General features: G+C 31.1%; 20 protein-coding genes and 1 pseudogene. 13 read left to right on the top strand and 8 right to left on the bottom strand.

The window, feature by feature from the left end:
- The first annotated feature begins 2 nt into the window (after positions 1-2).
- The 3 genes from IPK18_08180 to IPK18_08170 are packed head-to-tail and all read left to right on the top strand — an operon-like array spanning position 3 to position 2,553.
- The gene (locus IPK18_08180; GenBank protein QQR96893.1) at positions 3-731 is read left to right on the top strand and encodes a class I SAM-dependent methyltransferase; all 729 of its coding nucleotides are present in this window, start codon (positions 3-5) and stop codon (positions 729-731) included.
- A 2-nt stretch (positions 732-733) separates the two neighbouring features.
- Positions 734-1,309, top strand: a complete 576-nt coding sequence (locus IPK18_08175) for a D-sedoheptulose 7-phosphate isomerase (protein ID QQR96892.1) — start codon at positions 734-736, stop codon at positions 1,307-1,309.
- Complete coding sequence (locus tag IPK18_08170) at positions 1,309-2,553, top strand: HAD-IIIA family hydrolase (GenBank protein QQR96891.1); 1,245 nt, start codon at positions 1,309-1,311, stop codon at positions 2,551-2,553. The genes IPK18_08175 and IPK18_08170 overlap by 1 nt, the downstream gene beginning before the upstream one ends.
- Here IPK18_08170 and IPK18_08165 read toward each other — a convergent pair.
- Both IPK18_08165 and IPK18_08160 read right to left on the bottom strand, forming a co-directional pair.
- Positions 2,545-3,450, bottom strand: coding sequence for a helix-hairpin-helix domain-containing protein (locus IPK18_08165; protein QQR96890.1), 906 nt, complete (start codon positions 3,448-3,450; stop codon positions 2,545-2,547). The two genes, IPK18_08170 and IPK18_08165, sit on opposite strands and share 9 nt — an antisense overlap.
- 81 nt (positions 3,451-3,531) lie before the next feature.
- A complete protein-coding gene (locus IPK18_08160) occupies positions 3,532-4,992 on the bottom strand; it encodes an OmpA family protein (protein ID QQR96889.1) in 1,461 nt (486 codons plus the stop codon).
- A 172-nt stretch (positions 4,993-5,164) separates the two neighbouring features.
- Here IPK18_08160 and IPK18_08155 point away from each other — a divergent pair, with 172 nt between their 5' ends.
- The gene (locus tag IPK18_08155) at positions 5,165-5,758 is read left to right on the top strand and encodes a MarC family protein (protein QQR96888.1); all 594 of its coding nucleotides are present in this window, start codon (positions 5,165-5,167) and stop codon (positions 5,756-5,758) included.
- Here the strand turns inward: IPK18_08155 and IPK18_08150 are convergent.
- Together IPK18_08150 and IPK18_08145 are read right to left on the bottom strand one after the other, a co-directional pair.
- Positions 5,747-10,030: a PKD domain-containing protein gene (locus tag IPK18_08150; GenBank protein QQR96887.1), complete on the bottom strand. Its 4,284-nt coding sequence runs from the start codon at positions 10,028-10,030 to the stop codon at positions 5,747-5,749. The genes IPK18_08155 and IPK18_08150 overlap by 12 nt on opposite strands.
- Before the next feature lie 183 nt (positions 10,031-10,213).
- The gene (locus IPK18_08145) at positions 10,214-10,681 is read right to left on the bottom strand and encodes a 23S rRNA (pseudouridine(1915)-N(3))-methyltransferase RlmH (GenBank protein QQR96886.1); all 468 of its coding nucleotides are present in this window, start codon (positions 10,679-10,681) and stop codon (positions 10,214-10,216) included.
- Positions 10,682-10,741: 60 nt separating this feature from the next.
- Between IPK18_08145 and IPK18_08140 the strand changes: the two genes are divergently transcribed.
- The 5 genes from IPK18_08140 (at position 10,742) to IPK18_08120 (ending at position 15,772) form a co-directional block, all read left to right on the top strand.
- Positions 10,742-11,206: a hypothetical protein gene (locus IPK18_08140; protein ID QQR96885.1), complete on the top strand. Its 465-nt coding sequence runs from the start codon at positions 10,742-10,744 to the stop codon at positions 11,204-11,206.
- An 11-nt stretch (positions 11,207-11,217) separates the two neighbouring features.
- Positions 11,218-12,177, top strand: a complete 960-nt coding sequence (floA, locus tag IPK18_08135) for a flotillin-like protein FloA (protein ID QQR96884.1) — start codon at positions 11,218-11,220, stop codon at positions 12,175-12,177.
- A 5-nt stretch (positions 12,178-12,182) separates the two neighbouring features.
- Positions 12,183-12,872, top strand: a complete 690-nt coding sequence (locus IPK18_08130; GenBank protein ID QQR96883.1) for a hypothetical protein — start codon at positions 12,183-12,185, stop codon at positions 12,870-12,872.
- A 23-nt stretch (positions 12,873-12,895) separates the two neighbouring features.
- Entirely contained in the window at positions 12,896-15,265 is a 2,370-nt protein-coding gene (locus tag IPK18_08125; GenBank protein QQR96882.1) for a Smr/MutS family protein, read from the top strand.
- Between the two features lie 93 nt (positions 15,266-15,358).
- Positions 15,359-15,772, top strand: a complete 414-nt coding sequence (locus IPK18_08120) for an SPOR domain-containing protein (GenBank protein QQR96881.1) — start codon at positions 15,359-15,361, stop codon at positions 15,770-15,772.
- 4 nt (positions 15,773-15,776) lie between these two features.
- On the opposite strand, the gene dnaN is transcribed toward IPK18_08120, so the two are convergent.
- Entirely contained in the window at positions 15,777-16,895 is a 1,119-nt protein-coding gene (dnaN, locus tag IPK18_08115) for a DNA polymerase III subunit beta (GenBank protein ID QQR96880.1), read from the bottom strand.
- A gap of 196 nt (positions 16,896-17,091) precedes the next feature.
- Here dnaN and IPK18_08110 point away from each other — a divergent pair.
- Positions 17,092-19,803 (top strand): annotated as a pseudogene (locus tag IPK18_08110) (sodium-translocating pyrophosphatase).
- A 56-nt stretch (positions 19,804-19,859) separates the two neighbouring features.
- Here IPK18_08110 and IPK18_08105 read toward each other — a convergent pair.
- The gene (locus IPK18_08105) at positions 19,860-20,441 is read right to left on the bottom strand and encodes an RNA polymerase sigma factor (GenBank protein QQR96879.1); all 582 of its coding nucleotides are present in this window, start codon (positions 20,439-20,441) and stop codon (positions 19,860-19,862) included.
- A gap of 140 nt (positions 20,442-20,581) precedes the next feature.
- Between IPK18_08105 and uvrA the strand changes: the two genes are divergently transcribed.
- The 3 genes from uvrA to IPK18_08090 are packed head-to-tail and all read left to right on the top strand — an operon-like array spanning position 20,582 to position 24,347.
- Complete coding sequence (gene uvrA / locus IPK18_08100) at positions 20,582-23,353, top strand: excinuclease ABC subunit UvrA (protein ID QQR96878.1); 2,772 nt, start codon at positions 20,582-20,584, stop codon at positions 23,351-23,353.
- Between the two features lie 3 nt (positions 23,354-23,356).
- Positions 23,357-23,773 (top strand): OsmC family protein, encoded by a 417-nt coding sequence (locus IPK18_08095; GenBank protein QQR96877.1) that lies wholly within the window; start codon positions 23,357-23,359, stop codon positions 23,771-23,773.
- A 1-nt stretch (position 23,774) separates the two neighbouring features.
- Complete coding sequence (locus IPK18_08090) at positions 23,775-24,347, top strand: bifunctional precorrin-2 dehydrogenase/sirohydrochlorin ferrochelatase (GenBank protein ID QQR96876.1); 573 nt, start codon at positions 23,775-23,777, stop codon at positions 24,345-24,347.
- Here the strand turns inward: IPK18_08090 and IPK18_08085 are convergent.
- Positions 24,334-25,182, bottom strand: coding sequence for a Gfo/Idh/MocA family oxidoreductase (locus IPK18_08085; protein QQR96875.1), 849 nt, complete (start codon positions 25,180-25,182; stop codon positions 24,334-24,336). The genes IPK18_08090 and IPK18_08085 overlap by 14 nt on opposite strands.
- Positions 25,175-26,593, bottom strand: a complete 1,419-nt coding sequence (locus tag IPK18_08080; GenBank protein ID QQR96874.1) for an ATP-binding cassette domain-containing protein — start codon at positions 26,591-26,593, stop codon at positions 25,175-25,177. The genes IPK18_08085 and IPK18_08080 overlap by 8 nt, the downstream gene beginning before the upstream one ends.
- Positions 26,594-26,595 lie beyond the last annotated feature (2 nt).

The raw sequence follows: 26,595 nt of genomic DNA, 5'->3' as shown, positions 1-26,595 counted from the left end.
CAATGAGAGAAATTAAAATACAAATAGCAAGGTTTGGGAAAAGATTAATGTTGATGTTTAGAATACACATTTTCCTTTCACCATTCGAGAATATCTTCATCAATTTGGCATATGTGTCAAAGATGTCAAGATTTGCTCACCAAAATAAAAATAGTGATGCACTTAATGATTTTCTTGTTTTAGATTTTAAATATGACAGAAGAGAAATTGCATACAAATACATCATAGATAATTATGTAAAGAATACAGATATTAATTACTTAGAATTTGGAGTTTGTAGTGGAAAATCTTTTGAATGGTGGATTAACCATCATAAAAATTCTAATTCTACATTTAATGGATTTGATACTTTTGAAGGATTACCAGAAGATTGGGGACCGTTCAAAAAAGGTGACATGAGTACGAGTAACAAAATTCCTGAATACAATGATATTAGAACAAAATTTCATCAAGGGCTATTCCAAGTTACATTACCAAAATTTTTAGAATCTTTTAATGATGATAAAAAGAAAGTAATACACTTAGATTCAGATTTATATTCTTCAACATTATATGTATTAACCACAATAGCACCATTATTAAAAAAAGGAGATATTGTAATTTTTGATGAATTTGGAGTTCCTTCTCATGAGTTTATGGCATTCCATGAATTTATAAATGTATATTATAAAGAATTTAAACTAATTGCTGCTCAAAACAACTATTACTTTGCTGCATTCAAAATAGAATAATTATGAATAACAAAATTGCACATATATTACAAGATAGCATCAACACAAAGAATAAAATAGTTGAAGATAAAATACTTATCAATACTATAGCTGAAGTTGCTGATGTAATTACCAAATGTTTTAAAGATGACAATAAACTTCTATTATGTGGAAATGGTGGGTCAGCAGCAGATGCACAACATTTAGCCGCAGAATTTTCAGGCAGATTTTATCATGATAGAGAACCACTTTTTGCAGAAGCACTTCATGTTAACACTTCTTATCTTACTGCAGTGGCAAATGATTATTCTTACAACGAAGTATATTCAAGATTGGTGAAAGCAAAAGGAAGAAAAGGTGATGTGCTTATTGGCATTTCAACATCTGGAAATTCTCAAAACATAATCAATGCATTTCAAGTAGCAAACGAAAGACAGATGATAACAATTGGTTTCACAGGAGAATCTGGAGGAAAAATGAAAGAATTATCTGAGTGTCTCATCAATATTCCATCAACAGAGACGCCAAGAATACAAGAAGCACATATTACTGTTGGTCATATTATTTGTCAGCTAGTTGAGGAGAATTATTTCAACTAATGGAAGCAATAATACTAGCTGGCGGACTTGGCACTAGATTACAATCTATTGTAAATGATTTGCCGAAATGCATGGCTGATGTTGCAGGAAAACCATTTTTATTCTACGTAATTCAGCATCTTAGAATGCAAAATGTACAAAGAATAATTTTTAGCCTTGGTTATAAACACGAAAGCATCACAAACTATTTAGCCGAAAATTTTTCTACTTTAAACTATGATGTTTGTGTCGAGAAGGAACAATTAGGCACAGGCGGTGCAATTCAATTAGCATTAGAAAAGACCAAAGAAAATGATGTAATTGTAGTGAATGGCGATACCTTATTTAAGTCTGATTTGCAAGAATTATATCAATTTCATTTAATGAAAAAATCAGCATGTACACTTGCGCTCAAACAAATGTATGATTTTGATAGATATGGTGTTGTAGAATTAGACAACAATTCATGTATCCTATCATTTACTGAAAAAAAATATTTCCAAACTGGATTAATCAATGTAGGTGTATATATTATTAATAAATATGGATTTTTAAATAATAATTTGCCAATAAAATTTTCTTTTGAAAAAGATTATCTTGAGAAATTTGTTTCAAATAAAGCTTTTTATGCAACTATTCAAAACAATTATTTTATTGACATTGGCATTCCAGAAGATTATTATAGAGCACAAACTGAATTAAAACAATCGACACTTGATTATACGTTAATAGACAAAACATGGACTTTATTTTTAGATAGAGATGGTGTAATCAATAAAGACAAAGATGGAAGTTATATTTTTAATTATGCTGAATTTGAATTTTTAGAAGGTGTTCTAAATGCAATACAAAAATGTAGCAATATCTTCGGGCGAATTATAATTGTAACTAATCAACGTGGCATCGGCAAACAACTAATGAGCATAAATGATTTAGATGCAATTCATCAGAATATGAAAAACGAAATTGAAGCTGCTAACGGAAAAATAGATGCAATATATTATGCACCTAATATTGATAGCAAAGATTTTCACAGAAAGCCAAATCCAGGAATGGCATTGCTCGCAAAGCATGATTTTCAAGAGATAGATTTAAATAAATCAATTATGGTAGGCAACAATTATAGTGATATGCAATTTGCAAAAAATGCAGGTATGTATTCTATTTTTGTTAAAACAACCATCAAAAATCCAAAGCCAGAATGGAATATTGATATAGATAAAACTTACGATAGCCTACAAGCTTTTACAAACGATTTATTCTAAACGAACATAAGGCAATATCTTTTCATAATATTCTGGATTGTCTCTGATATAGTAGAGTTTCTTTAAGTCTTCAATATTTGAAAATGACTTTACCTTTGTTCTATAACCAATAATTTGTTTGGCAAGTGTTGTAAAAAAATATGGATTTGCAGTAAGTTCTTCCAAAGTTGCGTTATTAATATTCAATTTAAGAATTGTTGCAGGTTTCAAATAAATATTTGGTTTAATTTTTTGAAACACTGTATCATGAATACCATATACATCTTTTACTTGTTCAATATTATAAAAACCACCTAACTTATCACGAAACTCAACAATTCTTTTTGCATATACATTTCCAATACCGTTGAGTTGCACAAGTTCATCATGTGTTGCACTGTTCAGTTCTATTTTTATTTCTTTTTTCTGCTGATTTTGATTGTTTATTTGTTTGTTAGGATTTGATAAAACAAGTTGGTGTTTAAACTTTTGATATACAGTATCATGAATACCATATACTTCTTTCAATTGTTCTATTGATTCAAAACCACCAATTTTGTTTCTATATTTTACAATTCGTTCTGAGTACACTTTGCCTATACCATATAATTTCTCAAATTCTTCTGCATTGGCTTTATTAATATCGATTATAAAATTTTTATCCTGATAATTATACTTATCATTATTCACATACTTTTTCTCATAGGTGTTTCCAGTGTACGAATATTCATTATCATCTTCTGCTTGTTGGATTTCGTTTATTAATGATAAATACCTTGTACTATCTTCTTTTGTATTAGTTCGATTACTAAATAATCTTAGTACAATTGGTTGTTTTAATACAAGTAATAACAATAATATAAGTAGTAATACTACTATCGCATTTCGTTCACTTCTTGTATATTCTATAAATTTCAATTACAAAAAATTTGTAGAATAAATATAAAAAAAATCCCGCAAATAAATTGCGGGATTTAAGTATTTAAAAAAGTTTATATATTAGTTTGTTTTTCTTAAAACTAACTCAACTCTTCTGTTTGCTTGATAATCAGCTTCTGTTTTTTCTGGAGAAACTTTTAATTGTTCTTCTCCAAATCCTCTTGAAGTTAATCTTGATTTATCAACTCCTTTAGAAACTAAATATTCTAATACTGATTTAGCTCTTGCAGCAGATAATGTTTTATTTGCAGCAGCAGAACCTTTAGAATCTGTATGACCATCTACATAGAAAGTAGCATGAGGTAATTGCTCGTTCATTACTTTTGCAGCATTATCTAATATTGCATAAGATTCTGGTCTGATTGTAGATTTACCTAAATCAAATAATACATTTTTCAAGTTAAAGTTAAGTTCATTTATGATTTGATCTTCAGGACAACCTTGTGTTGATCTTGGACCAGGTACTGTAGGACATTTATCATCCTTATCAGCTACACCATCTCCATCTTGATCAGGACAACCTATTGCACTGATTGGACCAGGAACTGTAGGGCAATTGTCTTTAGCATCTACTATACCATCACCATCTGTATCAGGGTTAGGGCAACCACCAAATTTAGCTTCACCTTTTACTGTAGGACAAGCATCTTTTATGTCAGCAATACCATCACCGTCTGTATCAGGACAACCATTGAACTCAACAATACCAGCTACAGTAGGACACTCATCATCTTTATCAGCTATACCATCACCATCTGTATCAGGACAACCATTAAATTGTGCTATACCAGCTATTTCAGGACAGTCATCATCGATATCAGCAATACCATCACCATCTGTATCGATTGGTGCAACTACTTCATCAACTGGTTTTGGTTCTACAACTGATTTATCTTTACCTAAATCAACCATTAAACCAGCACCAAAGAAAATATGATCTTCATTATTTTTGATACCAAAATTATAACCACCATATGTATTTAATGCTACATTGTTTGCTAATTTCCAGTTAATACCAGCTCCAATTGGAACGCCAAAGCCATTTAACTTATTACCCGTCACAGCTTCTTCAGCCCAAGTACCTTGTAATTTTGCAAAAATATAAGGTGCTACTGGAAAGTTTTCTTTTAAGATGTAACCGTTATTAAACTTATAAGCTGCAGTACCTGCATATAATAAGTTATAAGTGTTTACATTTGGCAATGTGCCATCTGTGTTTTTAGATGAAAATGCATAAGTTGCTAAGTCTAATCCTAAAGCAATAGAAGGGTTAAAATTTCTCCAAAATCCTACTCTTGGACCAAAAGCCACAGGGGTTTTAAACATTTTAAACTCTTTCAACTTTGGAGAATAGAAGTCTGCTACTTCCATACCTAGTCCTAATGACCATTTTGCATTACCAACAGCACTTCTAGAATTCATTTTGGCAATTCTTGCCTCCTTCTTAGTACCGTCTCCTTTAGCAAAGGTAGCAAACGATGCCACAAATAATATTGCTAATAATAAATTTCTTTTTTTCATAAAATACTTAATTTATACTTAATTTTTTTGAGTTAAAAAATAACACCGCAAAGTTAATAAAAAAAATCTCATGCATGATAACTTTTTATAACTTTTTTATTGAAACAATCCACATGCCAAAAAACTGATTTTGTGTTATGTAAATATTAAAATAATCAATTAATTTTGTGCCATGTCAATTGAATTTAACAATGTCATAACTATTAGTTTAGTATTATTTGCTATCATAGATATTCTAGGTACTATTCCTATATTATTAGATATTAAAAATAAGATTGGTGAGATAGATGCTAAGTTCGCAACTTTTGTATCAGGTGGAATTATGATAACATTCCTTTTTGCTGGAAAATATGTATTAAAAGTAATAGGAATAGATATTGTATCATTTTCTCTAGCAGGCGCAATTGTTATATTTCTAATAGGTTTAGAAATGACATTAAACAGAGATATTTTTAAACCACATATTTCAAGCCCAAAAGGTTCGACAGTAATGCCTATTGCATTCCCAATGATTGCCGGCGCTGGTACACTTACAACACTTCTTTCCTTACGTTCTCAATACAATATTCTTGAAATATTAATTGGCGTACTTATAAATTTGTTAGTTGTATATTATGTAATCAGATTTTTGCCAAGAATTGAACATTTTCTTGGCGAAACTGGCATTAGTATTCTCAGAAAAGTATTTGGTTTTGTTTTACTATCAATCTCAGTAAAAATATTCATCAGCAATTTGTCTATTATCAATACAAATCTACCTCAATAGAAGTACTGTACCCATTGTTGTTTTTCTGCCTGTTTTCTCATCAAGCATACCTTCCCAAGCTTTTCCACTTTTAAATATAGCTCTAATTTTCCATACATATACATCTTGTGGCATTAGTTCACCTTTGTATCTGCCATCCCAGGCTTCTGTTGGTCTACCATCTGCTAATGCTGTACTTTCCCATAATAGTTGCCCGTATGTAGAGAAAACTTGTACATGGTATTCTACTAAATCAACACCTTTAGGTTTGAATAAACTTGACTCATTATTTCCATCTCCTAGCTCTGGAGCAAATGCATTAGGTGTATATACTGCACCTTCAAAATCAACAGCTAAAATTTTAGTAATTGTATCTCTACAATCGTTACTATTTTTCACATATAATGTAGTTTTGTATGGGCCAACTCCACCATATAAGAATGATGGGTCTTTCAGTATTGAAGAATCTCCTGCTCTAAACACCCATAGATAGTCGTTTGCTAATGCACTCAAATTATTATACAATACCGGTGCTTTAAATTTCTGAGTTTCATCTATAGTAAAATCAAAATCAGCTGTTGGATTTGGAAATACGCGAACTGCACTTGGTATTGTTTTGGTGCTTTTGCAATCTCCATCTTCTGCTATTAATGAGACTGTATATGTTCCAGCATTAGCATATGAATAAGGTGCTGGAATACCAATATTAGATGTATTACCATCTCCAAATATCCATGTATAATTTGCTGATCCTTGAGTCGCAGTAGTATTTACAAAGGTTACTGTTTCTCCTAGACATATTTTTGATTTATCTACTTCAAAATTTGCTATTGGTTGATTATTAATAGTAATTATTTTTTCTAAAGAATCTTTACATCCTCTATTAGAATAAGCAACTAATTTCACATTGTAATTTCCAACAGCAGAATATGCTTTTGTTGGATTTTGAAGACTTGAGAACGTTTCTGGATTATCGCCAAAACTCCAAGTTCCTGATACCGCACTAGTAACTACAGAAGTAAATTGTGTTTGAGTTCCTAAGCATTGGTTACTTGCTGAAAAATTTACTGTTGGCTGCGGATATACAGTAACAGATGAATATGCTGAATCTCTACCACATGAACCAACAACTAGTAACTTTACAGGAAATACTCCTGCATTCAAATATTGTTTTGGCTCAAATGCTGCAAACCCTGAAGTACCATCTCCGAATGACCATTCTATACTTCCATCTGAAGATACACTTTGAAACTCTACACCTAATGGCGCACAACCTTGAGTAATATGTGGTGCAATATTTGCATAGGTATTATTAGCTCTTACCACAATATTTTTCCTCACACTATCTACACCACAAGCATTTGAGACAATTTGTAATATTGAATGAGTAGTATCGTTTCTGTGTGGATTTTGATACGTAGGTGGTGTTGGACTTGCAGTCACTGATGTTTGTCCAGCAATGCCAAAATTCCAATAATAAGTAGTTGGACTACCATATGCATTATTTATTAATAATGGATTGAATGGTGCGCAACCAATTGGTGTTACACTAAAGCCAGCAATAGGGTTTGATTTTATTTTTACTGTTTTTTGCGCAGTAATGTCTCCGCAATGATATTTTGCTATTAAATTAATTTGATACAAAGAATCTGCAAGTACAGGTTTTGGCAAAGTAATTAAAAATCTACTTGAATCAGTTTTAACTTGATTCTGATTATTATAATACCATGTATATTGGCTTGCAAGTTCTACATGTGTAGGTGGTAAATATATCATGATATTCCCATCGCAACTAGAATCTGGTGTCACATTAAAACTCAATGCAGGATTTTGTCTTACATTTAGAGAGAAATTAATTGTGTTCACGCATCCACTATCTGTAGTAGCCTGTAATGTTAGATTTTTTACACCAGTCGTAGTATAAGTATGTGTTGGAATATTTGGTCCAACTAAAAAAGATGGTGGGCTACCATCACCAAAATTCCATGATGTAGGTGATTTAATATTATCTGATAAAGAACCAAAATTGAATGACTGATTTACGCACAAATCTGGTGGCAATACAAAATGCACACTATCTTTTACCAAAATATCTTTAAATGCTGTATCTCTACATGAGCCTGTTGCGTCTTGAATAATGTACCCAACTTTATAATAACCTGGTGTTAATCCTGTTGGGTCAAATATACCTAATACAGAACTTGCTACACCTGTGCCTGTCCAATTACCACCTGTGTAATTTGGGTCACCAATTAACTGAAGTGTGCCTGTGCCTTTACAAATAGATTGGTCTGGACCAGCTGTAAGTCCTACAATTTCTATAATATTAACATCTAAATTATCTGATGTTGGACAAACTGAAGTTGGATTTATTGTGTATGTAATTGTTTTGATTCCTGAACCGCTTGCTGAAGCTGGTGAGAACACACCATTAATTGAATCTGTAATTCCTTGCCCAGACCAAACGCCACCTGTAGGTGAATTGCCAGTAAGCATTACAGGAGTTGCATCAATACAAATATTGAAATCTGGACCTGCATCAGGTTTTGGGAAATTGAATAATGTTATTGGAAGTGTTATTGAATCTAATCCACATTGATTTGTAATCTGTGCGAATATTCCATAAGTTCCAATTGTATTATATGCTATATTCCCTGGATTCCTAATTCCAGAAGATGATGGTGTGCCATTATCAAAAGCCCATGTGTAAGTTGCTGCATTATCATTGCCATTATCAAAAATAAAATAATCGTCTGTATCTGAAACAGTGCCTTTTGTATTATTGAATATATATGGTAGTGTACAGACTACTGGAATTGCATTGGTATCAATAGTGGGTACAGTTGTTACTGCAACATTCTGACTTGCTTCATCATCACACAATGCAACATATGCACGTAATTTTACATTATAGTTTCCTTTATTATTAAATCTAATATCTATGCTATTGGAAGTTAATGTTCCAGACGTAAGCACCCATCCTGTTGCTGGTGTTATAATCCATTGATACTTTACAATTGGATCATTAACTGAAGTATTTGTTGCAGTAACAACATTGCCTCCACAAACTTTATTTTGACTAAGTACTAATGATGCAGTAGGTTTGGGAACAACATATACATTTTTAGATATTGTACTATCGCCACATGAATTTGATTTTACAGTCATATCAACTTTAAAACTACCTAACTGTGTGTATGTTACATTAATAGTTGGCGAAGTATTCATATTTCCGCTATTCAATGTCCAGCCTGTGTTTGGTGTAATCTGCCATGCTGTTTCTACTTGCTTACATACGCCACCTATACTTGGTACTTGCTTTTCAATTGTTTGATTAATGTGTGGTGTTGGATCATTAATACAAACAGTATCTGGTAACTGGATTTTAGGATTTGGTTTCTCATTGACTTGATAACATACTGTTGCGGAAGGAGACGAAGCACACATATTTCTTGCTATTATTTTTACTTCATATGCATCAGGCTGTGAACATGTCCCTTCGCCACAAGAGGTTTTATCAAAATAATGAAAATAACTTGTTGGTGCTGGATGAGTGAATGTAGTATCTAATTTATTTGATATATATATATCATAGAATGTACCTAAAGTATTCTGATTTATTAATAAACCATTTAAAATAAATTCTGTATTTTCTGGTATACAACCAATACTTGGTGTTGCTTTTCCAATCCCTGGATTAACGGGAATACCACCAAAATAAGCATCATATTCTTTAGTTACTGTATTACAAGATGACAAACCTATTGTTTTTACAGTTACCTTTATCTTGTAATCTCTAGCTTGGGTATAGCTATGAGATAATGTTGTAAAACTTGTAATATCTCCAGTATTTGTACCATCTCCCCAATCAATATTATACGTTTGAGTATAATTTGTTTGAGTAGCCGAGCTATTTTGAATATTTAATACATATGGTGAATTGCCTCCACATTTAGTAAAAGGAAGTGTACCTACATCAGTACTTATATCTGAAATTGTTGGATCGGGTGAAGGATTTACTGTAATCATTGGTCTTAATGCTGGTAATAAGCAAGATGCAAAATTTCCAATAATTCCCTTAAACTGAACATTTATATCGTAATTTTTACTTGTTGTAGCTCCTGGCAATGTAAATGTTGCTACAGTATCTGCATAAGTAATACCATTGATAATCATTCTGTATGTAAAATTATTTGATGGATTATTTATTCTAACAGTAATATCTTCTCCTGCACAGTAACTAGCTTTATTTGGTGTAATGGTAACACCTGCATTACAATTCTGTGCGTTCAATTCAGTATTTACTATTAATAAAGTAATTATAAAAAACAATATTGGACTACATAGAAAATTGAAATACTTGTACATACATCAAAATTAACAAAAAAGAATTTAGATACTAATAAATGAAAGATTTGATTGATAAATACTTCTATCTTTTAGGATATTTTTCACAAATAACTAGTATTTTAAAATTTAATCGTTATGGTATGGGAAATTATGAATAATACTATAGGCTCTATACATTTGTTCTAAAAATATGATTCTAACTAATTGATGCGAGAAAGTCATCTTTGATAATGCTATTTTCATATTGGCTCTTGCGTATAATTTCTCATCAAAGCCAAATGCACCACCAACAATAAATATCAATCTTTTTATCGACTGATTTTGTCTTTGCTCTATAAAGTTTGCAAACATTCTACTATTGTATTCTTTGCCATTCTCATCTAATAATATCACAAAATCATCGTCTTTTATTTTTTCTAAATACTTTTCTGCTTCTTTAGCTTTTAGCAATACATCATTCTTTATATGCTTAATATCTTGAAATACAATAAGCTGTAAGTCTACAAAATACTTTATCTTTTTTGTATAAAATTGAATTCCTTCATCAATAAATTTATCACTTGTTTTGCCAATAACCCAGAATTCAATTTTCATATTTATTTTTTCTTACAATATTATAAATTATTTGTATATTTTAATTACATTTGTCATTAGATGTCACCATTACTAATTATTATAGGAATTCTTGTATTTGGAACTATACTATTTATAGTTGAGGTGTTCTTTTTACCTACATTAGTAGTTGGTAAAATTGCATTTGTTGTTACTATATTAGGACTTGCTGTTGCATTCTACGAGTTAGGTGCTGTCGTAGGTAGTGTTTGTGTGTTGGCAACCATTGTAGTGAATGGATTGCTTCTTTACTATGGAATGGATAGAATTTCTAATAGTAAGATTGCTGTACGAGAAGTTATAGATGGTAAAGTAAATCTATTTGATGATTATGGATTAAAAATAAATGATGAAGGTATTGCAGTAACTGATTTAAGACCAGAAGGCAAAGCAGAATTTAATGACAAAAAAGTGACTGTTTGGGCATATGATGGCTTTATCGAAGCATTAACTCCAGTTTCCATTCATCAAATTCAAGACAATAAAATATTTGTAAAAACAATTTAAAAATCAATATTATGCTAACAGTTATTTCTATTATTATTTTAGTCTTTATCCTGATATTCGTTTTTGCGTTTATGAGATACATAAGTCTATGGATTTCTGCAAGACTATCAAATGTAAACATTGGACTAATTCAACTATTTGTAATGCAACTTAGAAAAGTGCCGCCAGCAACATTAGTAAACTCAATGATTACTGCTACTAAAGCAGGCATTCCAGTTGGAAGAGATGAATTAGAAGCACACTACCTAGCAGGTGGAAATATTATTAAAGTAGTAAATGCACTTATATCTGCTGACAAAGCAAATATATCCTTAAATTTTAAAGAAGCAACTGCAATTGACTTAGCTGGTCGTGATGTACTAGAAGCAGTACAACTTTCTGTAAATCCAAAAGTGATTGAATCTCCTCCAGTAACTGCAGTTGCGAAAGATGGTATCCAGTTAATAGCTAAAGCAAGAGTTACAGTTCGTGCAAACATTAGACAGTTAGTAGGTGGTGCTGGTGAAGAAACAATATTAGCACGTGTGGGCGAAGGCATCGTTACAAGTATTGGTAGTGCGCTTGACCACAAACAAGTATTAGAAAATCCAGATTCTATTTCTAAAGTAGTATTAAACAAAGGCTTAGACAGTGGTACAGCATTTGAAATCTTATCAATTGATATTGCTGATATTGATATAGGTAAAAATATTGGTGCAATTTTACAAATGGACCAAGCTAATGCTGATAAGAATATTGCACAAGCAAAAGCTGAAGAAAGAAGAGCTATGGCTGTTGCATTAGAACAAGAGATGATTGCAAAAGCACAGGAAGCAAGAGCAAAAGTAATTGAAGCTGAAGCTCAAATTCCATTAGCTGTAGCAGAAGCATTAAAGGAAGGCAACTTAGGCTTAATGGACTACTATAAATTAGAAAACATTAAAGCAGACACCAAAATGAGAGACTCAATTGGTGGTGGAGACAAAAAATAGTAGCTGTGCTAAAAAAGACCAACGCTTACCAATTACTTTTTTTTGGTACTGTTAATTTTGTTGTACTTACAGCAATAGCAATGTTGGTGTATCCTGGCGGAACTACAAATGACCACTATACCAATCACTATTCTTTTCTAACAAATTTCTTTAGTGATTTAGGAAGATATAAGACATTTTTAGGAGAATATAAGTTTGCATCACTTATATTATTTGCTATTGCTATGTTTACCTTGGCTCTTGTAGTTGTAATTTTTGTATTTCAATTTCTTAAAGATGTTGTACCAAATAAATATCAAGGAACAAAAAGAGCAACAAAAGTTTGTGCAATCTTGTTCGCACTACTGCTATGTGGTGTAGTACTCACTCCATATGATAAACTTAATCTTTGGCATGGTGTAACATCTAAATTATGTTTTTTGATGATGTTGCCAATGTGTACTTGCATGAGTTATCTAGTTTATAAAGATAAAATACTAAAAAACAAATATGCCATATTTATGTTGTCTGTAAGCGTGGCACTATTAATCTATATTTTTATTTTATTCTTTGGACCAACAGCAGATAAAAATACTTACCTTCAAACTGTTGCACAAAAAATAATTGTATATCTATTGATATTTTCTTTGATGTTCTTATCCATTGGTTGTCAGAAGCATATATTACAAAGAAATAAACTTGAAGACATAGCCTAAAATATTTTGTATTTTTGTGTGCAATGCAACTATTTTCTGAAAATACTTTAGATAAATTAAACTTTTACCAAATCAAACAATTGGTAAAAAACAAATGCCTTGGCAGTTTAGGACAAAATTATATCGAACATCAAAATTTTATTTCTGATTATGATTTATTACAAAAAGAAATAAATATTGTCCATCAATTAAAAAGTTGGATAGAAAGTGGGCATTCTTTTCCAAATCATGGATTTAATCAATTACTATTTTTAGATAAGCTTAATATAGAAAATTATTTCATTCAGATTGAAGACTTCATCCAACTCTATCACAATCTAAAAACTGCATCAACAATAAAAAAATCATTTCTAAAATCTGATACTGATAACTTTTTAGATTTAGTTGATATAGTAAAAGCCATCAATATTCCAGAAGATGTTATACAAAAGATACAACATACAATTCTTATTGAACAGGAAATTATCAATGAGAAAGTATCTAAAACACTTCAAGAAATAAAGAAGCAACAAGCAATTGTTCAACAACAAATTTATGCGTCATTCAAAAGAATAGTTCAAAATTATAAACAAAAAAACTATCTACACGAAACAGAAGAATCTATAAGAAATAATAGAAAAGTACTTTCTGTATTGAGTGAATACAAACGCACAGTTAGAGGAATTATTGTTGATGAATCTTCAAATGGCAATATCACATTTATAGAACCAGAAGAAACTATATTACTCAACAATGAACTTACATCATTACTTATTGAAGAAAAAAGAGAAATAGAAAAAATATTAATTTCATTAGCCAATTCAGTTAGGCCATATCAAAATGAAATTAAATCTATACAACAGTTCCTGACAAGATTTGACACGTGGCAAGCTAAAGCATATTTTGCTATTGAACACAATTGCACTCAGCCAATTTTATCAAAAGAAAAAATAATCTATCTAAAAGATTTTAGGAATATTTTACTAGAAAAGCATCTACGAAAAAACAACCAAAGAATTGTTTGCAACACTTTGCATCTTGATACAAACAACAGAATTTTGGTTATCAGTGGACCAAATGCTGGCGGAAAATCTGTAGTTTTAAAATCTGTTGGATTAATACAATGTATGCTACAATTTGGCATGCTTGTACCAGTTGAAGAAGGCTCGATGATGTCTACTTTCAAAAATATTTTTATTGATATTGGTGATGAACAATCTATAGAAAATGATGTAAGTACTTACTCTGCACATCTTTTGAAAATGAAATATTTACTTGAAAATGCTGATGCAAATTCGCTTATTCTGATAGATGAAATTGGTGTAGGAACAGATCCAACATTAGGTGGCGCAATGGCTGAAGCAATACTTAGCTTTTTGCATGAGAAATTAGTATTAGGCATTGTTACTACACATTACAACAATTTAAAAATCTATGCAGCACAAACAAAAGGTATGCAAAGTGCAGCAATGGCATTTGACAAACAAAAATTGAGTCCAAAATATGAATTACAAATTGGACAACCAGGCAGCTCATTTACCTTTGAAATTGCAGAAAAAGTTGGATTACCCAAAGCTGTAATTACACTTGCACAACAAAAAACAGGAGAAAACCAAAAAGCATTAGACCAAACATTGAATGATGTGCAAATTGAAAAACACTACATCAAAGGTTTGAGAAAAAATGTGCAGCAGAAAGAAAGTCAACTCAGCAATATTGTTCAAGATTATGAAAAGCTCAAAAAAGAATTAGAAAAGAATAAGAAGCAATTACAAAAATCTTATGAAGAAAAACTACTGCAATTTTATAATGAGCAAAGTAGAAAATTAGAAAACGAAATGCGTCTTTGGAAAGAAAGCCAAAGCAAGAAAGAAGATTTTATAAAAATTAGAAAAAATATTGACGAACAAAGAGAACAGATAGAACAAAAAATTATTGAGAAAGAAAAGAAACAAGTTTTAAACAATTCCATAAATATTGGCAGCAAAGTCACCATGATAAATGGCAGCGAAACTGGCGAAGTATTAGCTATTAGCAATAAGAAAGCAACTGTTGCATTTGGAAATATTAGAACAACTGTTCCACTACACCAACTTGAAAACCATAGTACTGAACAGGAAAAGAAAGTTTATAAAATAGAAAGAAACAGCAAAACTATCATCGAAAAATCTTCATTTGAGAATACTTTAGATATTCGTGGTCTTTTAGTAGAAGAAGCATTGCAAACTCTAGAAAACTTCTTCGACAAAGCCATGATATATAATTTACATCAAGTAAGAATTTTGCACGGACGTGGCACTGGCGCACTTAGAAATTATGCGAGAATTCCTAAAAAATATCCATACACTAAAAAATATTATTTTGAAAAGGAAGAGTTTGGTGGAAATGGTATCACTATTGTCGAGTTAAATTAACTTTTGGCGCATAATTTGATATTCTTATTATAAAAAATACATTACACAACATCAACTTAAATTTATTTCCAAAATAATTATCTTTGTACCATAATGAAAAATATATTCCTATTTACTATAATCTTCACACTTGCATTTAAGTTTGCTTTTTCAGACACTAAAAATGATAGTACTAGCCAAAATGGAAGTATTCTATTCTTTAAAGATCCAAGAATTGATGTATTAGAGAAAATATATACTTATAAAAAGAAAGAAATAGACAAAAGCATCAGAGTACATGTATTTCAAGCTACCAACAGAGATGCTGTATTCAATGCAAAAGCAGAATTTTCTAAGAAATTTCCAGGCATACCAACATTTGTAAGCTATCAAGCACCAAATTTCAAGCTTAGAGCTGGAGAATTTGCAAATACGAAAGAAGCGCAGAATTTCTTAAAACAAGTAAAGCCTCACTTTCAATCAAGCTTTGTGATTGAAGAAAATCAAGGGAAAGCTCCAGGTAAGTAAACGATTAATTATTTATCATTACTGGCATTACCAACATCAATAAATCTTCGTTTTCAGTTTTATCCATTGGTTTTATAATTCCAGCACGATTTGGTGTAGACAATTCAATTACAATATCTTGAATATCTAATGTAGCCAACATTTCAATTAAAAACTTAGCATTAAAACCAATTTCCATAGGATTTCCATGATATTCACACACCAATTTTTCAGATGCTTCGTTCGAGAAATCTAAATCCTGTGCAGAAACACTCATTTCTGAGCCAGCCAATTTTAATACAACTTGATGTGTTGTTTTATTAGAGAAAATAGATGTTCTTTTTAATGACGCATGCAAGTCATCTTTATTTAAAGATAATAAATTTGGATTATCCTTCGGAATAACTGCATTGTAGTCAGGATATTTTGCATCAATCAATCTACAAATCAATTTAATATTCTCAAAACTAAAGAATGCATTGGATTTATTATATTGAATATTAACCTCAGTTTCATTATTAGATAAGATAGATTTTAATAAGTTTAATGCTTTTTTAGGCACAATAAACGTGCTCGCATTGGCAGCTTTAATATCACTTCTACTATACTTAACTAATTTATGAGCATCAGTAGCAACTAATATCATTCCATTTTCATCTAACTGAAAATAAACACCAGTCATAGCAATTCTAAGCTCATCACTACTTACAGCAAACAATGTTTTTTGAATACCATTACTCAACACACTAGATGTAACTATAATTTGTTCAGTATCATCAGCCACTGGTTCTTTAGGAAAATCAGAACTATTTTCACCTGATAATTTGTATTTACCATTATCAGTAGTCATCTCAATAGCATTTGTTTGCTCATCTATAGCAATAGTAATTGGTTGCTCTGGCAATGCCTTTAAACTGTCTAATAATATCTTTGCTGGAATGGCTATTTTAAAGTTTTCTTTAGCATCAACCTCCATTTCAACGCTCATAGTAGTATCCAAATCTGTAGCAGTTGCCAATAGTTTTCCATTTTTTATGTCAAATAAAAAATCTTCAAGAATAGGCAACACAGTATTCGAACTAATCACACCACTAATTTTCTGTAAATTTTTTAACAACTGAGCAGACGAAACAATAAATCTCATAATATAGCTAAATTTTAAGCGAAATTAAGCATTTTTTTTTATCCAGCACAGATTAATAATAAACAAAATACTGATTTATACACAATTTATTGAATATGAGCAGAATTGAATTTAAGCAAAAGATAACTCAAAAAGTTAAATAATCAAAAATATTGTTGTAATTTCGCACCGCTTTATAAATCAAAATTTTATACAAATGAATAGTTTATTTTATGTCATTCCTTTCTTAGGAATTTTCGGATTAGTAATTACTGCAATCAAGTATGCTTGGGTAAAAAAACAAGATGCTGGTGATGCTAACATGCAGGAATTAGCAGGATACATTGCTAATGGTGCAATTGCATTCTTAAAAGCAGAATAGAAAATCTTAACTTATTTCGGAATTATCGCTGCAATCTTATTAGCATTCTTAGGCTGGAAAGGTGGCGAAGAATCTTCTCCAATAATTGCAGTAGCATTTATTATTGGTGCAGTTTTCTCAGCATTTGCTGGTTATGTAGGTATGAAAGTAGCAACTTTAGCTAACGTACGTACAACACAAGCAGCACGTACTAGCTTAGCACAAGCATTAAAAGTATCTTTTACTGGCGGTACAGTAATGGGCTTAGGCGTTGCAGGTTTAGCAGTATTTGGCTTAGGTGGCTTGTTTATTGCTTTTTATGTAATATTTAATGGCGCAGCTGACCCAATTAATGTAAAAAGAGCAATCGAAGTATTAACAGGTTTCTCTTTAGGAGCTGAGTCTATCGCTTTATTTGCTCGTGTTGGTGGTGGTATTTATACTAAAGCTGCTGACGTTGGTGCTGACTTAGTAGGTAAAGTAGAAGCAGGTATTCCTGAAGATGATGTTAGAAATCCAGCTACTATTGCAGATAACGTAGGTGACAACGTTGGTGACGTTGCTGGTATGGGCGCAGACTTATTTGGTTCTTATGTAGCTACTGTATTAGCAACAATGGTACTTGGTCAAGAAACAAAATCTGTAGATAATTTTGGTGGTATGGCTCCAATCTTATTGCCAATGGTAATTGCTGGTGTAGGTATTATCTTCTCTTGGATAGGAACTTTCTTTGTTTCTGTTAAAGATGATAATGGTGACGTACAAGGTGCTTTAAATTTAGGAAACTGGGGTTCTATCGTATTAACAGGTATTGCTTCTTTCTTCTTAGTAAAATATATTTTACCAGAAACTATGGAATTACGTGGTTTCGCATTCACATCAATGGGTGTATTTGGTGCAATCATGGTTGGTTTAGTAGTAGGTGCGTTAATGTCAATCATTACAGAATACTATACAGCAATGGGCAAACGTCCAGTTTTATCAATTGTTCGTCAATCTTCAACTGGTCATGCTACTAACATTATTGGTGGTTTAGCAATTGGAATGGAATCTACAGTATTGCCAATCATCGTATTAGCAGCTGGTATTTTTGGTTCATATTTGTGTGCTGGTTTATATGGTGTGGCTATTGCTGCAGCTGGTATGATGGCAACTACAGCTATGCAATTAGCAATTGATGCATTTGGTCCAATAGCAGACAACGCAGGTGGTATCGCAGAAATGAGTCAATTACCAGAAGAAGTACGTGGAAGAACAGATATCTTAGATGCAGTAGGTAATACTACAGCGGCTACAGGAAAAGGTTTTGCTATTGCTTCTGCTGCATTAACATCGTTAGCATTATTTGCTGCTTTCGTTGGTGTATCTGGCATTTCAGCTATCGATATTTACAAAGCGCCAGTTTTAGCTGGTTTGTTTATTGGTGGTATGATTCCATTTATTTTCTCAGCATTAGCAATTTCAGCAGTAGGTCGTGCAGCAATGGATATGGTGAATGAAGTTCGTCGCCAGTTCCGTGAAATTCCAGGTATTATGGAATACAAAGCTAAACCAGAATATGAAAAATGCGTAGCTATTTCTACAGAAGCATCTATTCGTGAGATGATGTTGCCAGGTGCTATCGCATTAATTACACCAATTGTTATTGGGTTCTTATTTGGTCCAGAAGTATTAGGTGGTGTATTAGCTGGTGTTACAGTTTCTGGTGTTTTAATGGGTATGTTTCAATCAAACGCAGGTGGTGCTTGGGATAACGCAAAAAAATCATTTGAGAAAGGTGTAGATATTAATGGTGAAACATTCTACAAAAAATCAGAGCCACATAAAGCTGCGGTAACTGGTGATACTGTTGGTGATCCATTTAAAGATACATCAGGACCATCTATGAATATCTTAATCAAATTAATGTCTATCGTTTCTTTAGTTATTGCTCCGTATTTAACTATTGGTGGATTATTAAATGTTAATGGAGATAAAGATGCATGTTGTAAAAAACAAACAACTTATACTGAAGAAAAGAAAGATGAGGCATGTTGCAAATCTAAAAACATGAATTTAGGTACTTATGATGCTACTGCTGATGAGTGGATTTTTAACAGTGGTGCATCAAAAGCATTTAACTTACCAAATCAAACAACGATTGAAGCTGGAGAAAGCGCAACTGAAGCTAACTTAATAGCATTCTTATCAGATGCAAATGCAAAAATAGATGAGGAAAAAGGCAATTGGTTTGATTTTACAAATGTAAAATTTAAAACAGGTAGCTCTGAAATTCTTGAAGAATCTATGGTACAATTAAAAAATTTAATAGCAATTTCTAAAGCATTTCCTGCATCAGTGTTCAAAATTGGTGGCTATACAGACAACACAGGTGATGCAAATAAAAACTTAGAATTATCACAAAAAAGAGCTGAAATTGTATTAGCTAAAATAGTAGAATTAGGTGGCAACAACACTCAATTCGAAAGTGCTGAAGGATATGGAGATAAACATCCAGTGGCAGACAATGCAACACCAGAAGGAAGAGCACAAAACAGACGTGTTTCTGTAAGAGTAAAAGCTAAGTAATACTTTACTACTTTATATTAAAAAAAAGGATAGCTTAATGCTATCCTTTTTTTATTTTATTTCGGAGGTTCTAGTCCACGTTGTTCTGCATGATATTTTAATCTTTTCAAGGCGCTTCTCATTCTGCTTAATGCAGTATTGATATTCATATCTAATGTGTCTGCTATTTCTTTAAATGTAAGTCCTGCGTAATGCTTTAGAATTACAATTTCTCTTTCATCTTTTGGCAACAAATCTAATAACCTAATTACTCTTTCAACAAATATTTCATTTCTGTTTATCTCTGAAATATTTATATCATTAATTTCATACTTTAATCCTTTGGCAACTTCTATATCTACAATTATTGGTTTGATATTTTTAGACCTAATGTAGTCAATACATGTATTTCTCGAAATTCTAATTAATAAATTATACATCTTTCCATTATTAATATATTTTCCTTCATCAATATATTTAACCATTTTAATAAATGATTCATGAAAAATATCTTCCGCTTGTTGTCTATCTCTTATCTTAAAATATATATACAATATTACTTTTTTAGAGTATCTATTATATAAAATACTTATTGCATTTTTATTGCCAAGAACGTATAGCTGTATGAGTTGCTCGTCTGAAAAAGATACTTCTTTCATAATGTTTTAATTTAAATCTGATTATGTAAAAGTTCTTTTCGATATTGTATATTTTTTTATTTTCCAATTTTATTAAATCTATTTTATAGTTGTAAATTGTTTAACATTCATTAACCTAAATAATTATTAAATTGCACAAGATGCAACAAAAATTAACTAAACCTAATGAATTGCAGCGCATAATTGTAAAAGGTGCACGCATGCACAACCTCAAAAATATAGATGTTGAAATTCCAAGAAACAAATTAATTGTAATTACAGGTGTGAGCGGAAGTGGTAAATCGTCTCTAACTATCGATACTATCTATGCAGAAGGTCAAAGAAGATATGTTGAGTCATTATCTTCTTATGCTAGACAATTTATGGCGCGTATGGACAAGCCAGATGTAGACTACATCAAAGGCTTATCACCAGCAATTGCTATTGAACAAAAAACAACAACAGGCACAACTAGAAGTACTGTAGGCACACTTACAGAAATATATGATTACCTAAAACTATTGTATGCAAAAATTGGAAGAACCTACTCACCTATCACAGGCAATGAAGTTATAAAACATGATGTAGATGATGTTATTAATTATATAAAAACATTGCCATCTGAACAAAAAATACAGATACTTGCGCCAATAAAAAACATCAACCAAAACACAATAACTAACCTAAGATCTGAAAGAATACAAAGGCTATACATCAACAATGATGTTGTATCTATTGATGATATTGATACTTTAGATGCAACACAAAATACATATACAATTATAGATAGATTAACAGCAGATAGCTCAGAAGATAATTTGCATAGAATTGCAGACTCAGTGCAATTTGCATTTAGTATTGGAAATGGAAATTGTACAATTGATGTTCCTAGCATTGAACAAAAACACTTTTCAAATTCTTTTGATTCAGATGGTATTCAATTTGAAATCCCATCTGTAAGTTTCTTTAATTTTAATTCACCATATGGTGCTTGTCCAACATGTGAAGGCTTTGGTACTATCTTAGGCATCGACCATGATTTGGTAATTCCAGACAAAACACTATCATTCTACGAAGATGCAGTAGTCTGTTGGAAATCTGACAATTTCAAACCTTGGAAAAAACAATTCATCAAAGGAAGTTCAGCTTATAATTTTCCTATTCACAGACCAATCATCGAATTAGATAAAGAACAATACAATTTACTTTGGAATGGTGGCAATGGATTTATGGGCATCAGTGATTTTTTCAAAGATATTGAAAATCAAACTTACAAAATACAATACAGAGTATTATTATCAAAATACAGAGGACGTGCTACATGCACATCATGCCATGGAAGCAGACTAAGACCAGATACCAACTATGTAAAAATTCAACGAAAAGATATTGGAGAATTACTGAGCTTATCTATTCGTGAACTAAAATATTTTTTTGATAATTTAGAACTAAATACGAAAGAAGCAATTATTGCAAAACGAATTTTAATTGAAATAAAAAATAGATTGCAATTTATGACTGATGTTGGATTGGAATATCTCACATTAAATAGATTTAGCAATACACTTTCTGGTGGCGAAGCTCAACGCATCAACTTGACAAGAAGTTTGGGCAGTAACCTAACAGATTCTTTGTATATTTTAGATGAGCCAAGTGTTGGTTTGCATCCACATGATTCAAGTAAATTAATCAATATTTTAAAATATCTAAGAGACTTAGGCAATACAGTAATTGTGGTTGAGCATGAAGAAGAAATTATGCATCAGGCAGATTATATTGTCGATGTTGGTCCATTTGCTGGCTATCTTGGTGGAGAAATTATTTTTGCAGGCAGTTATGATAAAATTATAAAAGATAAAAAAAGTCTTACTGCAAAATATTTGAACCATGAATTAAATATTGAATTACCAAAAACAAGAAGAAAGGCAATTAACTATATTGAGTTTAAAGGAATATACCATCACAATATCAAAAATATTGATATAAAGATTCCTTTGCAAGCTATTACTGCAGTAACTGGCGTAAGTGGCTCAGGAAAAACAACGCTAATAAAACATGTAATTTATCCAGCACTAAAATCTTTAGTAGAAAATTTGCCAACTAAAGGTGGCTTGTACAAATCAGTTTCTGGCTATAAAAACAACCTGACTCAAATAGAATTTATAGACCAAAATCCTATTGGAAGAAGTTCACGTTCTAATCCAATTACATATATCAAAGCCTATGATGCCATCAGAGATTTGTATAGCAAGCAAAACTTATCTAAAATACGCGGCTACCAACCAAAGCATTTTTCATTTAATGTAGATGGTGGAAGATGCGATGCTTGTGAAGGTGAAGGCGAACAAGTTATTGAAATGCAATTCTTGGCAGATGTGCATTTAAAATGTGAGTCATGCAACGGCACAAGATTCAAATCAGAAATATTAGAAGTGACTTATAAAGACAAAAACATTGCAGAAATTTTGAGTATGAGTGTAGATACTGCAATGGAATTTTTTGAGCACAACAAAGATATTATAAACAAAATAAAACCATTACAAGATGTTGGCTTAGGTTATATTCAATTAGGACAAAGTTCATCTACACTTTCTGGTGGCGAAGCACAGCGCGTAAAATTGGCATCGTTTTTAGGAAGAGGAAACAACAAAGGCAATATCTTATTTATTTTTGATGAGCCAACAACAGGATTGCATTTTCATGATATTCACAAACTAATGGCTGCGTTTAATGCATTAATTGATAATGGGCATAGCATCATAGTAATAGAACACAATGTAGATGTGATAAAATGTGCAGATTGGCTGATAGACTTAGGCCCAAAAGGTGGCGCAGAAGGTGGCAAATTAATTTTTCAAGGTGTAACTGATGATATTGTAAATGCGAAAGAAAGCATTACAGCAAAATATTTAAAATCGAAATTAAAGAAATAGAAAATGAAAGTTGAAATAGAAAGAAAAAACGATGCAGTGTATTTGGAAGCAACAAACGAACAAGGCATCGTAATAAAAATGGATGGTTCGCCAGAAATTGGTGGACAAAATTTGGGCGCACGACCAATGCAATTATTACTCATGGGTTTGGGTGGTTGCACATCTATGGATATTCTATCTATGCTCAAAAAAATGCGTGAAGATGTAAAATCGTATAAAGTATTGGTTGATGCAGAAAGAGCAAAAGAACACCCCATGGTATTTACAAAAATTCATATTCATTTTATTTTTGAAGGTGATATAAAAACGGCAAACATAGAGAAAGCAATAAATCTATCTATGGAAAAATATTGTAGTGCTACGCATATTCTCAACAAAACAGCAACAATAACACACACATACGAAGTAATTAACGAATAACATGAATACGCTTTATCCAATTTTCCTAAAACTCGAAAACATACATATACTTATGGTTGGTGCAGGAATAGTTGGCACAGAAAAGTTATCATTTATTCTAAAAAATTCACCAGATGCAAAAATTACCATTATTGCACTACATATTGCTGATGAAATAAAAGCATACGCAAGTAGCAACAAAAACATCATTATACAAGAAAAAAAATTTGAGCCAGATGATGTACAAAAACATCAAATCATTATTGCTGCAACAAATGACAAGACATTAAACAAGGCAATCTACGATGTTGCAAAATCTAAAAACATACTTATAAATGTTGCCGACACACCAGATTTATGCGATTTTTATTTAGGTTCTATTGTTACCAAAGGTGATTTGAAAATTGCTATTTCTACCAATGGAAAATCGCCAACCTTAGCAAAAAGAATAAGAGAAATGTTTGAAAATATTTTACCAGAAAATATTGATGAACTATTGCAAAACTTACAAAATTATAGGCAACAACTAAAAGGAAATTTTGAAGAAAAAGTCAATCAACTCAATGAGCTTACTAAGAATTTTAAGGCTGATTAGAATTTCTAATTTCATATATCACTTGTGTTGCTGCATAATTTTCATCAATGCCAAATCCATTTCCTTCTAAAATATTTTTATAGCATTGTGTGTGCAAATGATGGAATCCATCAGTAAAAATATATTCTTCATCGTTGAGTATAATTTTTCTTGTTGGTTCTAAATTTCTATCTATACACAAATGCCAATGTATTTTTGCTTTCTCAAAATGCAGCATTCCTTTTGATGTTGTATCATTTTTTTCAATCAATTCTATATGTTTTATTTTGCCAAAAAACCAACACAACATATCAAAAAAATGTACGCCAATATTCGTTGCTATGCCACCAGATTTTGTTTCTATTCCTTTCCAACTTTGATGATACCAATTTCCTCGTGGCGTAAAGTAGCTTAATTGTCCTACATAGTATTTTTCATTATCTATACTATTTTTAATGTACTGAACTTGCTCATGCAATCTCAATTGCAATATTGTATATATTTTTTTATTATACTCTAATTCTCTTTCTTTTAATAAAATAATTTCTTCTGTATTCAACACTAATGGTTTTTCGCAAATAACATTAAGATTGTGCATTAAGCCAAAAATACAATGCTCAACATGCAAAAAATTTGGCGTGCATACTACTAAAAAATCTATACTATGTTGTTGTATTGCTGTGCTAAAATCTTGAAGATTAGTATAAAAAAAACATTCAGGAAAATAAGAATCTAATACTCCAACAGCATCAGAAACATCATGCGCTAATACAACTTTGCCACCAATATTTTTTATGGCTTGCAAATGCTTTGGTGCTACAAAACCAGCAACTCCAATAATAGCAAAATTAGTCATGCATTATAATTTTTCCTTTTTCTAAATATAAGTATTTATCAATACATTCTGGCATTTCTTCTTTATAATGCGTTGTAAAAATAAGTGTTGTACTTGCTGGCAAAATATTATTAAGATAATGATTGCACAACTCAATCGTAGCCTTATCAAATCCTTGATATGCTTCATCTAAAATCAATAATTCTGGTTTTTTAATGATAGCGCGCACAAACAATACCAAACGTTGTTCGCCAAAAGATAAATTTAAAAACAATCTATCCTTTAATTTTTCTATTTTGAAAATTTTCAAACATTCTTCAATTTTATTGTTTTGTGCTGCTGATAAATTATTAGAAAAGTATAATGTATCTGTAAAACCAGTTGCAACAGTTTGAAAAACATTAAGTGGTTCTATAAAGTGCAAATGAAACTCTGATGATAAATATCCAATCCTTGATTTTATTTCCCAAATACTTTTATTGTTGCGTGGTTCATCAAACAACAAAATATTATTTTTATATGCGTGTGGATGGTCTGCGTATAACAAACTCAGCAATGTAGATTTCCCTGAGCCATTTTCTCCTAAAACTGCCCATTTCTCAGCTTCAAAAACTGTCCAATTTATATTTTCCAGAATAGACTTTTCATGATAACTAATATTTACATCATTTAGTTCTATTACTTTTCTTTTTGATTTTATTGCTGTTCTATTATTAGCATATTTCTTATTAGAATTTGTCTTTTTAGGAAAATCTTCTTTTAAATACAAATTATATGTTTCTTGATTTTTTAGTTCTAAAACATGTGTAGTTGATGTTGTAAAAATTGGATAATTGGTACTATAAATAACAAACTTATTATTACTTATAATTTCATCAATCAACTTAAAAATTTCTATTCTACTTTCTGTATCAATACCAACAAATGGATTATCAAGCAACAACATCTTACAATCTAATTGCATAGATTTTATTAGAATAGATTTGTTTTTTTGTCCGTTTGATAGCTGAATGAATGGCACATCATACAACACATCTAATTTATATTTTTGCGTGAGTTGAATTATATTTTCATATTTAGTTTTATCAATTGTATATAATTCAAAAAAATCCTTTAGCTTCATTTCTTCATCAGTAAATGAAGTATAATATCGTTGTTGGTAATAAAAATCTTTTCTAACTATCCATTTTTTCTCATCTAAAAAAGAAACAAATTCTATTTCATTTGTAGATAGAGAATTTTCAAGAATTAATTTTCCATCATGCAATGGCAAATATTCTGTACCTGCAATTAATTTCAATAAAGTTGTTTTTCCAGTTCCAATATTGCCAACAATTGCCCAACTCTCATTCTTTTCTATTTGCCATTCAAAATTTTTAAATAGCAATTCTTTTCCTTTTATAAATTGATGAATTTTTAGATATAATAACACAG

It is taken from the genome of Sphingobacteriales bacterium, assembly GCA_016699615.1.
Lineage (GTDB): Bacteria > Bacteroidota > Bacteroidia > Chitinophagales > JADIYW01 > JADJSS01.
The sequence above is the reverse complement of the archived record's forward strand: the minus strand, read 5'-3'. Positions and strand labels throughout refer to the sequence as shown.